General features: G+C 67.5%; 10 protein-coding genes. 6 read left to right on the top strand and 4 right to left on the bottom strand.

From position 1 onward, the window contains the following. The first annotated feature begins 232 nt into the window (after positions 1 to 232). Entirely contained in the window at positions 233 to 1,525 is a 1,293-nt protein-coding gene (locus ACIPR8_RS09220) for an MFS transporter (RefSeq protein ID WP_446541058.1), read from the top strand. 209 nt (positions 1,526 to 1,734) lie between these two features. Here ACIPR8_RS09220 and ACIPR8_RS09215 read toward each other — a convergent pair whose 3' ends face one another. Both ACIPR8_RS09215 and ACIPR8_RS09210 read right to left on the bottom strand, forming a co-directional pair. Beyond that, a complete protein-coding gene (locus tag ACIPR8_RS09215) occupies positions 1,735 to 2,646 on the bottom strand; it encodes a LysR substrate-binding domain-containing protein (RefSeq protein ID WP_446540829.1) in 912 nt (303 codons plus the stop codon). A gap of 86 nt (positions 2,647 to 2,732) precedes the next feature. After that, positions 2,733 to 3,701, bottom strand: coding sequence for a LysR family transcriptional regulator (locus ACIPR8_RS09210; protein ID WP_132863642.1), 969 nt, complete (start codon positions 3,699 to 3,701; stop codon positions 2,733 to 2,735). A gap of 108 nt (positions 3,702 to 3,809) precedes the next feature. On the opposite strand from ACIPR8_RS09210, the gene aceB reads away from it, so the two are divergent. The 4 genes from aceB (at position 3,810) to ACIPR8_RS09190 (ending at position 10,678) form a co-directional block, all read left to right on the top strand. After that, on the top strand, positions 3,810 to 5,450 hold the full coding sequence (gene aceB / locus ACIPR8_RS09205) for a malate synthase A (protein WP_446540828.1): 1,641 nt from the start codon (positions 3,810 to 3,812) through the stop codon (positions 5,448 to 5,450). A gap of 40 nt (positions 5,451 to 5,490) precedes the next feature. Next, the gene (aceA, locus tag ACIPR8_RS09200; RefSeq protein ID WP_192286956.1) at positions 5,491 to 6,822 is read left to right on the top strand and encodes an isocitrate lyase; all 1,332 of its coding nucleotides are present in this window, start codon (positions 5,491 to 5,493) and stop codon (positions 6,820 to 6,822) included. Positions 6,823 to 7,084: 262 nt separating this feature from the next. Further along, entirely contained in the window at positions 7,085 to 8,017 is a 933-nt protein-coding gene (locus ACIPR8_RS09195; RefSeq protein WP_446540827.1) for a diguanylate cyclase domain-containing protein, read from the top strand. Positions 8,018 to 8,038: 21 nt separating this feature from the next. Further along, positions 8,039 to 10,678, top strand: a complete 2,640-nt coding sequence (locus ACIPR8_RS09190; protein ID WP_446540826.1) for a putative peptide modification system cyclase — start codon at positions 8,039 to 8,041, stop codon at positions 10,676 to 10,678. Here the strand turns inward: ACIPR8_RS09190 and ACIPR8_RS09185 are convergent. Continuing rightward, positions 10,618 to 10,974: an NHLP-related RiPP peptide gene (locus ACIPR8_RS09185; protein WP_446540825.1), complete on the bottom strand. Its 357-nt coding sequence runs from the start codon at positions 10,972 to 10,974 to the stop codon at positions 10,618 to 10,620. The genes ACIPR8_RS09190 and ACIPR8_RS09185 overlap by 61 nt on opposite strands. A 104-nt stretch (positions 10,975 to 11,078) precedes the next feature. Between ACIPR8_RS09185 and ACIPR8_RS09180 the strand changes: the two genes are divergently transcribed. Then, a complete protein-coding gene (locus ACIPR8_RS09180; protein WP_446540824.1) occupies positions 11,079 to 12,230 on the top strand; it encodes a putative peptide maturation dehydrogenase in 1,152 nt (383 codons plus the stop codon). 41 nt (positions 12,231 to 12,271) lie between these two features. On the opposite strand, the gene ACIPR8_RS09175 is transcribed toward ACIPR8_RS09180, so the two are convergent. Beyond that, positions 12,272 to 14,242 (bottom strand): acetyl/propionyl/methylcrotonyl-CoA carboxylase subunit alpha, encoded by a 1,971-nt coding sequence (locus ACIPR8_RS09175; protein ID WP_446540823.1) that lies wholly within the window; start codon positions 14,240 to 14,242, stop codon positions 12,272 to 12,274. Positions 14,243 to 14,256: the final 14 nt, after the last annotated feature.

Raw genomic sequence — 14,256 nt, 5'->3', positions numbered from 1 at the left:
CTGCCCTCATCCGCCCCTTCGGGGCACCTTCTCCCGTACACGGGAGAAGGGACGGCATCCGCCGTCATACAGTTCGGCGCGGGCGCGGGCGCGGCATCGGCATCGGCATTGACTCCTGAATCGATACTTCCTGCATATCAATCCGTACACAACAGGTTATGGATCGACCTGTTCAACAGGTCCAAGCTTTCCGCATCTCCAATGAAGCGGCTCGGCTATGGGCCTCGATGCGATGGAACTCGAACACAACGGCACGCCAACCTGCCGTGATTCCCTGGCGCCTGCGACTGCACTGACCGCCACCGTCGAACAACCCCACATCCGCCAGGGCACGCCCGAGTTCCGCCGTGCGGTGGTGGCGCTGTTCATGGCCGGCTTCGCCACCTTCGGCGTGCTGTACTGCGTGCAGGCGCTGTTGCCCGGCTTCAGCCACCACTTTGGCGTGAGTGCGGCCAACAGCGCGTTGGCGTTGTCGGTCAGCACCGGCGTGCTGGCGGTGGCGATGCTGGGGGCCGGCATCCTCTCCGACCGCGTGGGCCGGCGCCCGGTGATGGTGGCCTCATTGCTGGTTTCGTCACTGTTGACCCTGGCCACGGCGATGGTCGATGACTGGAACACCCTGCTGGTGCTGCGCGCTCTGCTGGGCGTCAGCCTGAGCGGTGTGCCGGCGGTGGCGATGACCTGGCTGGTCGAGGAGATGGACAGTCGCGCCTTGGGCTTGGCCATGGGCCTGTACATCGGCGGCAATGCGGTGGGCGGCATGAGCGGCCGCCTGATCGCCGGCGTGGTGGCCGACCACTGGGGCTGGCGCGCCGGCATTGGTGCGGTGGGGGTGATCGCGCTGTTGGCCACGTTCGCGCTGTGGACGCAGCTGCCGGCTTCGCGCCACTTCCGTGCCCGTCATGCCGAACCGGCGCGACTGCCCGCACGTTTCGGCGGCGTGTTCGGCGATGCGGCGTTGCCGTGGCTGTTTGCCTGCGGCTTCCTGCTGCTGGGGGTGTTCGTCACCGTCTACAACTACCTGGGCTATCACCTGATGGCGCCGCCGTACGGCCTGAGCCAGACCGTGGTGGGCCTGATCTTCATCGTCTATCTGGTCGGCAGCTTCAGCTCGGCGTGGATGGGCCAGCTGGCCAATCGCCTGGGCCGCGGTCCGGTGCTGGCGTTGTCGTTCACCTTGATGGTGGGCGGCGTATTGCTGCTGATGCTGCCGTGGTTGTGGGCGATGGCGTTGGGTATCGCCGTGGTCACGTTCGGCTTCTTCGGCGGGCATTCGGTGGCCAGCAGCTGGGTGGGGGTACGCGCCGGCGCCATGCGTGCCGAAGCCTCGGCGCTGTACCTGCTGTCCTACTACCTGGGCTCCAGCCTGCTGGGTGCGCTGGGTGGCGTGTTCTATACGCGCTGGGGCTGGATCGGCGTGTGTGGCTATGTGCTGGTGCTGACGTTGGCGGGCGTGGGGGCGGCCTGGCAGGTATGGCGTCACCTGCAGGCGACGAGCGATGTACCGGTGGTGGTGGGGCGCTGAGGGTTGAAAGCCAAAAGCCAAAAGCCAAAAGCCAAAAGCCAAAAGCCAAAAGCCAAAAGCGTTACCCCTCCCCAACCCTCCCCTTGGCTGCGCCAAAGGGAGGGGGCAGAAGCACGGCTTCGCAGTGATCTGATCGACCCGCATGAACCATCCCCTCCCTTTGGCGCAGCCAAGGGGAGGGTTGGGGAGGGGTAGAGGGGTAAACGCCTTCAGCCCCGCACCACTTCCTGCCGCATCAAGCCGATGAACTGTCGCATCAGCGGCGTCACCGCTTCGCGTCGCCACGCCAGCTGGATTTCCGATGCCGCGCCGCGATCACTCAGCGCGACGAAGCAGGCGCCGTCGACCTGGATATGGCTGCAGGAGGACGGCAGCACGCACACCCCCAGTCCCGCCGCGACCAAGCTGATCAGGGTTGATGATTCCCCCGCTTCCTGCACGATGCGCGGGCTGAAGCCGGCGTTGCGGCACAGCGTGATCACATGGTCGTGGATGCCTGCACCGGCATCGCGCGAGAAGCCGACGAACGGGTCCAGCGCGAACTGGCGCAGGGACAACGAGGCCATGTCCGGATCCTTGCCGGCCAGCGCCGGATGGGTGGCATGCACCACCAGCGCCAGCGGATCGTCGAGCAGGCGCTTGGCGACCAGCTCCGACGGCAGCACCCGCTTGCGGATGATGCCCACGTCCAGCTCGTTGGCCAGCAACGCATCGATCTGGCGCAGGCTGTTCATCTCGCGCAGCTGCAGTTGCACCTGCGGGCGCTGCTGTCGATAGGCGAAGAAGGCGCGCGGGATCTGCGGCAGCAGCGGGGTGGCGCGGGTCAGGCCGACGCGCAGTTCGCCGCTTTCGCCGCGCTGCGCGCGCTGCACCCTGTCCACCGCGGTATCGACGCGCTGCAGGATCTCGCGCGCCTGCTCCAGCAGCACTTCACCGGCTGGCGTGAGCTGCACGCGGCGATGGCTACGCACGAACAGATGCGCGCCGATCAGGGTTTCCAGCTGGCGGATCTGCTGGCTGAGCGGCGGCTGCGACATGCCCAGGCGTTCGGCGGCGCGGCCGAAGTGCAGCGTGTCGGCCACGGCGAGGAAGTAGCGCAGGTGGCGAAGTTCCAGTGACATGCGCCGGTTCCGGGGAAGGTGCGGTGATTGTCGCCGGACTCCACCGCGAATGGGGGCGATGGCGATGCGCGCCGTCGTGCGCGGGCTCAGCGTTCCGAAGGCCCGGTGTCGTCGTATTGCCGTGGCGCGAACAGGTCCGGCTGGATCAGCTCCACGAACGCGCGCGCCTGCGGCGACAGCACCTTGCCCCGCCGCACGACTACGCCGTAGCTGCGCGAAGGGAAGTAGTCGCCCATCGCACGGGTGACCAGCTTGCCGCGATCAGCGTCGTTCAGGCACAGCGCGGTGACGATGGAGATGCCCATGCCCATCGCCACGTACTGCTTGATCACCTCCCAGCCGCCGACCTCCAGCGCCACCGTGTAGGGCACGCGGTGTTGCTGGAACACCAGGTCCACCAGCCGCCAGGTGATCTGCCGGCGCGGCGGCAGGATCAGTGGCCACGGCGACAGGTCTTCCAGGCTCAACTGCTTCTTGTGCGCCAGCGGGTGGTCGGGCGGGGTGATCAGGACCTGGTCGAAGCGGTACACCGGCGCGTAGCTGAGGTCGGCCGGGACATCCATCATCGAGCCGATGGCCAGGTCGGCGGCATCGCTGCGCAGCAGGTCGGTGCCGTCCGCACTGATGGCGTTGTGCAGGGTCAGGCGCACGTCGGGGTACTGGCGGCGGAAGTTTTCGACGATCTTGGGCAGGAGATACAGGATGGTCGACGAATTTGCGGCGATGTTGAGCTCGCCCGCGTCCAGCCCGCCGACTTTCTCGCGGAAGCGCGGCAGCAGCCCGTCCAGGCTCTCCACCAGCGGCTGGGCCATGTCGTACAGCAGCTGGCCCTCGCGGCTGGGTACCAGGCGTCGCCCGCTGCGCTCGAACAGCACCATCCCCAGCTCCCGTTCCAGCGCCTGCAACTGCAGGCTCACTGCCGGCTGGCTGACGAACAGGGCCTCCGATGCCCGCGAAACTGACCCGAGTCGAACCGTCTGCAGGAATGCACGCAGCGGCTTGAGCCGGTCCGACTTGTAGGAAAAACGCGGGTTTACGGGCGTCTTCTTGGGCATGGCAGGTCAAGTATTAGCACAACTTATAAAAAAGATTGCAAAAACTGTTTTGTTAAATACCTCGTTGCGGCGGCAGGTTGGAGTCCCCGACACCCGCAGGAACCTCCGATGTCCGCCGTCGCCCACGCTGTCGCCGCAACGATCCCCCCCCGCCCGACCCCGGGCATCACCGTGACCACCCAATTGGCCGGCCAGTCCGAGCTGTTGCCGGCTGGTGCGCTGGGGCTGCTCGTATCGCTGCACCGCGCGGTGGAGCCGGAGCGGCAGGCGCGTCTGGCCGCGCGTGGCCAGCGCCAGGCCTTCTTCGACCAGGGCGGCAGCCCGGACTTCCGCGACGACACCCGCGCCATCCGCGAGGGCGACTGGACGGTGGCCCCGATCCCGGCGGCGCTGCAGGACCGCCGCGTCGAGATCACCGGCCCGACCGACCCGAAGATGGTCATCAACGCGCTGAACTCCGGCGCCAAGGTGTTCATGGCCGACTTCGAGGACTCCACCTCGCCGACCTGGCGCAACGTGCTGGCCGGCCAGCGCACCATGATCGGTGCGGTGCGCGGGGACCTGGCGTTCACCGCGCCGGCGGCCAACGGCAAGCCGGGCAAGCACTACACGCTGCGTCCGCATGACGAGCAGGCGGTGCTGATCGTGCGCCCGCGCGGCTGGCACCTGGACGAGAAGCACGTGCTGATCGACGGCCAGCCGATTGCCGGTGGCCTGTTCGACGCGGCGGTGTTCGCCTTCCACAACGCGCATGCGCTGATGGAGATCGACCGCGGCCCGTACTTCTACCTGCCCAAGCTGCAGTCGATGGAGGAGGCCGCGCTGTGGGAATGCGCGCTGTCGCACATCGAGGGCATGCTGGGCCTGCCGCAGGGGCAGATCAAGGTCACGGTGCTGATCGAGACGCTGCCGGCGGTGTTCGAGATGGACGAGATCCTGCACGCGCTGCGCGACCGCATCGTCGGCCTGAACTGCGGCCGCTGGGACTACATCTTTTCGTACCTGAAGACCTTCCGTCACCACGCCGACAAGGTGCTGCCCGAGCGCGGCCAGGTGACCATGACCCAGCCGTTCCTGAAGGCCTATTCGGAACTGCTGATCAAGACCTGCCACCGCCGTGGCGCGCATGCGATGGGTGGCATGGCCGCGCAGATCCCGATCAACCACGATGCCGCCGCCAACGAGCAGGCGATGGCGCGCGTGCGCGCCGACAAGCTGCGTGAAGTGACCGCCGGCCACGACGGCACCTGGGTCGCGCACCCGGCGTTGATCCCGGTGGCCAGGGCGATCTTCGACGAGCACATGCCCACGCCCAACCAGCACAGCGTGCTGCGCCGTGACGTGCAGGTCGGCCGCGAGGACCTGGTCGCACCGTGCAGCGGCAGCATCAGCCGCGCCGGCTTCGAGAACAACGTGGAGGTCTGCGTGCGCTACATGGCCGCCTGGCTGGACGGCAACGGCTGCGTGCCCATCCACAACCTGATGGAGGACGCGGCCACCGCCGAGATCAGCCGCAGCCAGATCTGGCAATGGCTGCACGCAGGCAACCAGCACCTGGACGACGGCACCGCCATCGACCTGGCCTTGCTGGACAGCACCCTGCGCGCGCTGCCGGCCCGGCTAGGCGACACCTCCGCACTGCCCGGTGGCAGCCGCATCACCCAGGCCATCGGCCTGCTCGACCAGCTCAGCCGCGCCGACGAACTGGCCGAGTTCCTGACCCTGCCGGCCTACCGGCAGATCGACTGACCTTCCCCCTTACGCATCACGATCATTCGAGGACGCAACGATGAGCACCTACCAGCAACAGATCGACGCCCTGCAGCAGGATTGGGACAACAACCCGCGTTGGAAGCACATCACCCGCACCTACAGCGCCGCCGACGTGGTGCGCCTGCGCGGCAGCGTGCAACCGGAGTACACGCTGGCCAAGCGTGGCGCCGAGCGGTTGTGGGACCTGGTCAACGGCAGCGCGAAGAAGGGCTACGTCAACGCCTTCGGCGCGATCAGCGCCGGCCAGGCGATGCAGCAGGCCAAGGCCGGCCTGGAGGCGGTGTACCTGTCCGGCTGGCAGGTGGCCGCCGATGGTAATACCTCCGAAACCATGTACCCGGACCAGTCGCTGTATGCCTACGACTCGGTGCCGACCATGGTCCGCCGCATCAACAACACCTTCCAGCGCGCCGATGAGATCCAGTGGAAGAACATCATCGACGGCAAGGTCAAGGCCGAGGACGCCATCGACTTCTTCCTGCCGATCGTGGCCGACGGCGAGGCCGGCTTCGGTGGCGTGCTCAACGCCTACGAGCTGATGAAGAACATGATCACCGCCGGTGCTGCGGCGGTGCATTTCGAGGACCAGCTGGCCGCGGTGAAGAAGTGCGGCCATATGGGCGGCAAGGTGCTGGTGCCGACCCAGGAAGCGATCCAGAAGCTGTCGGCCGCACGCTTGGCCGCCGATGTGCTGGGTGTGCCGACCATCGTGCTGGCCCGCACCGATGCCGAGGCCGCCAACCTGCTGACCAGTGACTTTGACCCGAACGACGCGCCGTTCGTCACCGGCCAGCGCACCGCCGAAGGCTTCTACCGCGTGAAGAATGGCCTGGAACAGGCGATCAGCCGTGGCGTGGCCTATGCCCCGCATGCCGACCTGGTGTGGTGCGAGACCGGCACCCCGGACCTGGGCTTCGCCCGCGAGTTCGCCCAGGCCGTGCACGCCGCCAGCCCCGGCAAGCTGCTGTCCTACAACTGCTCGCCCTCGTTCAACTGGAAGAAGAACCTGGACGACAAGACCATCGCCCGGTTCCAGGACGAGCTGGCGGCGCTGGGCTACAAGTACCAGTTCATCACCTTGGCCGGCATCCACATCAACTGGTTCAACACCTTCAAGTTCGCCCATGACTACGCCCGCGGCGAGGGCATGCGCCACTACGTGGAACAGGTGCAGGAGCCGGAGTTCGCCGCGCGCGAGAAGGGCTATACCTTCGTCTCGCACCAGCAGGAAGTGGGGGCCGGCTACTTCGACGACGTGACTACGGTGATCCAGGGCGGCGCCTCCAGCGTCACCGCGCTGACTGGCTCCACCGAGGAGGAGCAGTTCCAGGCGGAAGTGGCAGCCTGAGTCAGATTTGTCCGGTTGTTTTGGAGGGGCTCTTACGAGCCCCTTCTTTTTTGTGATTTGCGTCCTTGCACTTTCATGCTGAAACAGCATGGATGGGCGTTTACTTTGGTGATAACCTCGTGAACCAACCCGCCATGCATGGCGGGGGTCCATGAGGCAGGGAATGAGCGGCATGGTGTCCGGGGGTCTGGCCAAGCAGACGGATCCCCCCGCAGGTCTGTCGGCCGCAGGGGGATCGACGCTGCGTGCCCAGCTTTCGCCCGTGGAGTTCGCTCTGTTCGCTTCGTTCGGCGTCCGCCGCCGGTTGGCCGCGGACCAGGTGCTGTTCCGGCGCGGCGACCTGTGCACCTCGATGTACATCATCGTCAGCGGTGCCATCTGCCTGGACTTCGGTCCCGGCCTGCCGGCCAAGCAGCTGGCGGCCAATGACTTCTTCGGCGAGCTGGCCATGCTGATGGAGCGCCACCCGCGCAGCTCCGATGCCCGCGCCAGCTGCGAGACCCTGTTGATCGAGTTGACCCAGGAAGGGTTCGAGCAGCTGATCGAGCAGGACCCGGCGATGGTGGTGTTCTTCCTGCGCCGCACGGTCTCGCGCGTGGTCGGCAGCGAGCAGCGCCTGATCGGCCAGCTCAGCCGCCGCAACCAGGAACTGGAAGCGGCGCTGGGCAATCTCTACAGCGCCACCCACGAGCTCAACCACACCCGCGAGATGGTCTACAACGACGATCTCACCGGGCTGCACAACCGGCGCTCGCTGACCGCCTACCTGCAGCGCTCGCACCGTTCCGGGCAGCGTCCGCAGGGCCTGCTGCTGATCGACTGCGATGACTTCAAGGGGCTCAACGACCGCCATGGCCACCTTGCCGGCGACCAGGCGCTGCAGCGCCTGGCCCGCATCCTCGACTCGGTGGTCGGCCAGGACGACTTGGCCTGCCGCCTCGGCGGCGATGAGTTCTGCGTGCTTTTGTGCCGTACCGATGCACTGCACCTGATGCGCACCGCCGAGTTCATCCTCGATGCGATGCGCAGCCTGGCCGCGTTCCCGGGGGCAGAGCCCGGCGCGCGTTCGGTCAGCATCGGCGTGTCGCTGGTCAACGAGGCCTACCACTGGAACGAGGCCTACGCGCGCGCGGACCAGGCGTTGTACGAAGCCAAGCGCCTGGGCGGCAACCGCGCCCAGTGGTTCGCGGGCTGATGGGCCGCGTGGAGTGATGACGTGGCCGACGACGCCGACCCCTCCCTTGCCCGCCGCCAGCTCAAGACGCTGGTACTGACCGACCTGTGCGACTCGGTGGCGCTGATCGAACGGATCGGCGACAACGCCGCGGCCGAGTTGTTCCGTGACCTGGACACCCGCGTGCTGCAGCTGCTGCAGGTCTGGAACGGCCGCCTGATCGACCGCTCCGACGGCATGTTCCTGCTCTTCGACGCTCCGGCAAGTGGCCTGGGCTTCGCCCTGGACTACCAGCAGGCACTGCAGGCGCTGGGGGCGGAGCGGAGCCTGTCGCTGCAGGCGCGGGTGGGCCTGCACGTGGGCTACGTGCTGTCGTGGCAGAACAGCGACGAAGCCGTCGCCGTGGGCGCCAAGCCGCTGGAAGTGGAAGGCCTGGCCAAGTCGATGGCGGCGAGGTTGATGAACCTCGCGCGGCCGGGCCAGATCCTGTTGTCGCCGGTGGCCGAATCGCTGTTGCGCGGCAACCTGCAGGCCATGGGGGAGCGGCGCGGCCGGCTGCAGTGGAAGTCGCACGGGCGCTGGCGCTTCAAGGGCGTTCCCGCCGCGCAGGAGGTAATCGAGGTCGGCGAGGCCGGGCGCGCGCCGATGCGCATGCCGGCGGCCTCGGCCAAGGCACGCAGGGAACTGCCGATGTGGCGCAGGCCGCTGGCGCTGGTGGCCGAGGTTGTGCTGGTGGCGGCACTGGCGATCACCGCCTGGGTGATGGTCCGCCCCGAACCGGCCATTGCCTTCGCCGAACGGGACTGGGTGGTGCTGGCGGACCTGGAGAACCGTACCGGCAACACCATGCTGGATGATTCGGTCACGCAGGCATTCCGGGTCAGTCTGGAGCAGTCGCGGTACGTCAATGTCCTGAGCGACATGAAGACGCGTGACACGCTGTCACGCATGCGGCGTGATCCGGCGACCACGCGGCTGGATCGCAAGCTGGCCTCCGAAGTGGCGATGCGTGATGGGGCGCGCCTGGTGATCCTTCCCTCCGCGTCCGAAGTCGGCGGGAAGCTGCGGCTCCGTGTTGAACTGGTCGATCCCCGCACCCAGGCAACGGTGCTGACCGAGATGATGGAAGGCGCGAGCGTGGGTTCGGTGCTGGGTTCGGTGGATGGGCTCGCTTCCCGGCTGCGCACGCGCCTGGGCGAATCGGCGGTGTCGGTGAAGGCCGCATCCGACCCGCTGCCCGCCGTGACCACCTCCAACCTCCAGGCGCTGCGCGCCTATGCGCTTGGATTGCGCAACGCACGGGACGGTAACTGGCAGGTTTCGCGGCAGATGTACCTCGAAGCGGCGCGGATCGATCCCGATTTCGCCCAGGCCTATCTGGGTATCGCACGTGCCCACGCCGCGCTCTCGGAGCGTCCGAAGGCATTGCCGTGGCTGGACAAGGCGCTGGCCCTGCGCGCACGTTTGCCCGACCGTGAGCGGCTCTATCTGGATGCCTGGCAGGCCGAGTTGAGGATGCCTTCGCAGGCCCTGGAGAAGTGGCAGGTGATGGCGGGCCTGTATCCCGATGATTTCGCCGGGCAGGCGAATGCGGCCTGGCACCTGTATGTGGCCAATCGCTTCGATGAAGCGTTGCCGTATGCCGATGCGGCCGATGTTCCGCAGGACCCGCTGCGGAACTACGCCGCCGACTACGTCGGCAGGTTGTGGTTGGCCAAGGGCATGCCGGACAGGGCGCTGGCCCACTTCACCGCAGCGGGCCAGGCCAACAGGATTGGCCATGCCCGGCGGGTTGCCGCGGCCTACGCGGTCATGGACCGGCATGCCGACGCGGAGCGGATCCTGGAGGGCGTTGGCACAATGGACAGCCCCGGCGTGGACCTGTTGCCCTACATCGAACGGGTGAGCATCGCCCTGGACCAGGGGCATTGGCAGAAGGCGGAAATGCTGTCCGAGCGTGCGCGTACGGCGTCCCGGACGAGCGATCCGTTCGTGTACCAGCAGTTCCAGCTCATCCGCTCCGTCGTGGACCAGGTGCAGCTGTCCGAAGGCAGGCAGCAACGTCGCGAGGTGGTCGCGCGGGAACTGAGCGAGGAACTGGCGCAGGCAAGCTGGGACCCGCAGAATCGTGGCGACCTTGCGACGATGTTGCTCGTCAATGCAGGCCTTGGGCTGCGTGATGGAAACACGCGCCTGGCCCAGGACGCACTGGCCCGCGTTGGGAGGCTGCCTGATGACACCCGCTACAGCGTCCTGAGCGCCTTCGAGCGGATTCTCCGTGCAGGGGTGCAGGGCGAGTCCGGTGATCTGGAGGGGGCCATTGCACTGCTTTCCCCGCGACCTGACGACATGTATCAGTCACGGGTCATGCTCTACGGGTTGCTGAGCAAGGCCGGTCGTCATGCGGAGGCTGAAGCGCAGGCGCGCTGGCTTTCAAGCCAACGCGGCCGCGCCTACATCGAGGCCAATGCCTCCCAGGCACTGCAGCCGTTGAACGTGGCCGACGCGCGGATGGCCAGCCTGTGGTTGGCCGAGTCCCTGGCCGCGCAGGGAAAGACAGGTCATGCGAGTGAGGAAGTGGCGCGCCTGCTGGCACGTTGGCCGCAGGAACGCATGCCGCCTCAGCTGCGGTCCAGGGCAGAGGCTATCCTGTCGGCCTCGAAGCAGAAGATCACGTTGTGATTGCCCCGCTGGGAAAGGTGCTTGGCCAGTTGCTCGCGGGCGAAGGCGATCTCTTCCTTGCTGGCCAGTGAGTGCGTGGTCATGCAATAGAACAGGTCGCCCGGCTTCGGCGCATGGTCGATGAGCGCTTGTGCCTCCGCTACGCCCAGGCTGGCCAGTGCGTTGCCCGGATTCTCCTGGAAGCGTTCGCGGAACGCGTCGTCCGTGGACAGCTTTTCCAGCAGGATGTCGGCTACCACGGGGTCCAGCCCCGGGTGCTCGGGCGTCTGGTCGCAATCGTTTGAAGATGTGTTCATCGTCGTCCGCCATTGCCCGGCGGGGAAGGCGTCGCAGACGCCCGTCCGGTCATGAATGAAATGTATTTGCGCCGTGCCCCCTGCACGGCCCGAGGATGATACCGATGAAAGTGCGTCGCTGTACCGCCGTTGTGATCGAGCCGCGCGAGAACTGCCGGTTCGATCTTGGTGACCTGCTGTCAGGCGGAAATGGACTGGTGCGCGAACGGCGTTGGCTGGCGTTGGCACCGCATCTGGAGGCGGCGCAACCGCTGTCCGATGACGAGGTATTGCTCATGGGCCGCTTCAGTCCCGACGCCTGGGAAGAGCGGCAGGTGCCACTGGACGCGGCGGTGGCGCGGTTGCTGCAGTGTGGCCTGCTGATCGCCGACGTACCGGCGTCCGGCCCGCACCGCGAGGCGGACGAGCGCTATCGCGCGCTGCGCTGGTGGCCGCTGGCCGCGATCACCCACCACGCGGCCCGTTGGGATGGCGTGGACAGCGTCCAGTCGATGCAGCGATTGGGTACCGACAACATCGCCGGCCTGTTGCGTGCCTGTGGTACGCCGCCGCCGGCCACGATCGAGCGGGAAGCGGCCGGGCCGGACCTGCGGCTGCCGCGCAGCGCGCCTGGCGCACTGGAGGCGCTGATGGCCCAGCGCGTGACCTGCCGGAACTTCGACCCGGACAGGTCGCTGGAACAGGACCTGTTCTCGCGGATGCTGGAGCGTGTGTTCGCCGCGCAGGCGTGCGTGCGCCAGGGCGAGGGCGTCGACTTCCTGAAGAAGTACACCCCCTCCGGGGGCAGCCTGCATGCGACCGAGGCTTACCTGCTGATCCAGCGCGTGGAGGGCATCACCGCGGGCTTGTATCACTACCGCCCCGGCGAGCATGCGTTGCGGCCGTTGCCGGCGCCGGTGCTGCCATTGCAACAGTTGGCGCGCGATGCCCTGGCCGGCCAGCACTGGTTCGCACACGCGCCGGTACTGGTCGTCTATGCGCCGCGCATCGCACGCAGCCACTGGAAGTACCAGCACCACCCCAAGGCCTACCGCGCCTTGATGCTGGACGTGGGCCACCTGTCGCAGACCCTCTACCTCAGCGCGACCGACCTGGGGCTGGGCGCGTTCGTCACCGCGGCGATCAACGAGGTGCAACTGGAGCAGGCCTTCGGGTTGCCGCCGATGGAAGCCGGCCCGTTTGCCGTGGGCGGCTTCGGCTGGCGCGCAGAGCAGCAGGAGATCGCCGAGCTCGACCCGAACCGGGCGGTGTGGTGAGGCCGGGGCTGGCTGCCTGCCGTCCTCCTGCCGGGCCGGGCTCAGCTGGCCTCGAAATCCACCAGCACCGCGCCGTCGCCCACCTGGTCGCCGGCCTTGGCACGGAAGCCCTGCACGAGACCATCGGCGGGTGCCTGCAGCGTGTGCTCCATCTTCATCGCCTCCATCACCAGCAGCGGCGTGCCGCGGGTGACGGTGCTGCCGGGCGCGACCAGCAGCGTGACCACGCGGCCGGGCATCGGTGCGAGCAGGCTGCCGCCATGGTCGGAGGTGTCGGCGGCATCGGCGACCGGGTCGTGCACGGTGAAGCGCAGTTGGCGGTCATCACCGAAGACGTGCAGCGCGTTGCCATCACGCACGCTGTCGCCGCGGTGCAGCCGGTCGCCGATCTGCAGCGCATAGCCGGCATCGTGGGTGCGGCCCTGGACCTGCAGCAGCCCGTCACCGTCGTGTACCTGCCAACCGCCGGCCATGCGCCGCACCCGCAGCGTGCGCTGCTGTTGCAGGTGTTCCAGCGTGACCGCACGTGCGGCCGGGCCGGTCAGGCGCCAGCCGTCGGCGATATCCCACGCTGACGCATCGGCACCCGCCTCACCTTGTTCACCGGCAACCAGTACCGCGGCCACCGCCCAGTCGGCGGGCGTGGCGGCGTTGTGCTGGATGTCCAGCGCCTCGCGCTCGCGCTCGATCAGCGCGGTGTCCAGGTTGGCATGGCGGAACGAACCGGTCATCACCAGCCGGCGCAGGAACGCGGCGTTGGTGGTCACCCCGACCACCTGGCAGTCCAGCAATGCACGCTGCATGCGCTGCAGGGCGCGGTCGCGGTCCACGTCCCAGACGATCAGCTTGGCGATCATCGGGTCGTAGTACGGGGTGATCGCATCGCCCTGCTCGACGCCAGCGTCCACGCGCACGTGGGCAGTGGCCTGCGGAAGGCGCAGGTGGCGCAACGTGCCGGTGGACGGCAGGAAACCGCGGTCGGCGTCTTCGGCGTACAACCGGGCTTCCAGCGCATGGCCGTGAATCTGCAGTTGCTCCTGCGCCCTGGGCAACGGCTCGCCGAAGGCGACGCGCAGCTGCCATTCGACCAGGTCGGTGCCGGTGATCAGCTCGGTAACCGGGTGCTCGACCTGCAGGCGGGTGTTCATTTCCATGAAATAGAAATCGCCATCCGGCCCGGCGATGAACTCCACCGTGCCAGCGCCCACATAGCCCACCGCACGTGCGGCGTCGGTCGCGGCCTTGCCCATCGCGGCGCGGCGCTCGGGCGTCATGCCGGGAGCAGGAGCTTCCTCCAGCACCTTCTGGTGGCGGCGCTGCACCGAGCAGTCGCGCTCGAACAGATACACCACGTTGCCCTGGCTGTCGCCAAACACCTGGATTTCAATGTGGCGCGGGCGCTCGACGTATTTTTCCACCAGCACGTGCGCATTGCCGAACGCCGACTGCGCCTCACGCTGGCAGCTGGCCAGGGCGGCCTCGAAGTCGGCACTGGCCTCGACCTTGCGCATGCCCTTGCCACCGCCGCCGGCGCTGGCCTTGATCAGCACCGGATAACCGATGGCGTCGGCCTGCGCACGCAGGAAGTCCGGTTCCTGTCGCTCGCCGTGATACCCGGGCGTCAGCGGCACATTCGCCGCCTGCATCAATGCCTTGGCCGCGCTCTTGTCGCCCATCGCGTCGATGGCGCTGGCCGGTGGGCCGATGAACACCACGCCTGCGTCCGCGCAGGCACGCGCAAAGCCGGCGTTCTCGGACAGGAAGCCGTAGCCCGGGTGGATGGCCTGCGCACCGGTGCGGCGCGCCGCCTCGAGAATCACATCGGCGCGCAGATAGCTTTCTGCTGCAGGCGCGGCGCCGATATGTACCGCCTCGTCGGCCAGTCGCACATGTCGCGCATTGCGGTCCGCATCGGAGTACACCGCCACCGTGGCGATGCCGAGGCGCCGGCAGGTGCTGATGACGCGGCAGGCGATTTCACCACGGTTGGCGATCAGGATCTTGTTGAACATGGAAGGTCTCCGGT

The organism is Stenotrophomonas sp. LARHCG68 (assembly GCF_052871705.1).
Note: the sequence above shows the minus strand (reverse complement) of the source record. Positions and strands in the feature narration are given on the sequence as shown.

Bases quoted from the DNA above. Each gene is read 5' to 3' on its own strand.
- ACIPR8_RS09220 (WP_446541058.1), top strand. From the start codon at position 233: ATGGAACTCGAACACAACGGCACGCCAACCTGCCGTGATTCCCTGGCG.
- ACIPR8_RS09215 (WP_446540829.1), bottom strand. From the start codon at position 2,646: ATGTCACTGGAACTTCGCCACCTGCGCTACTTCCTCGCCGTGGCCGAC.
- ACIPR8_RS09210 (WP_132863642.1), bottom strand. From the start codon at position 3,701: ATGCCCAAGAAGACGCCCGTAAACCCGCGTTTTTCCTACAAGTCGGAC.
- aceB (WP_446540828.1), top strand. From the start codon at position 3,810: ATGTCCGCCGTCGCCCACGCTGTCGCCGCAACGATCCCCCCCCGCCCG.
- aceA (WP_192286956.1), top strand. From the start codon at position 5,491: ATGAGCACCTACCAGCAACAGATCGACGCCCTGCAGCAGGATTGGGAC.
- ACIPR8_RS09185 (WP_446540825.1), bottom strand. From the start codon at position 10,974: ATGAACACATCTTCAAACGATTGCGACCAGACGCCCGAGCACCCGGGG.
- ACIPR8_RS09180 (WP_446540824.1), top strand. From the start codon at position 11,079: ATGAAAGTGCGTCGCTGTACCGCCGTTGTGATCGAGCCGCGCGAGAAC.
- ACIPR8_RS09175 (WP_446540823.1), bottom strand. From the start codon at position 14,242: ATGTTCAACAAGATCCTGATCGCCAACCGTGGTGAAATCGCCTGCCGC.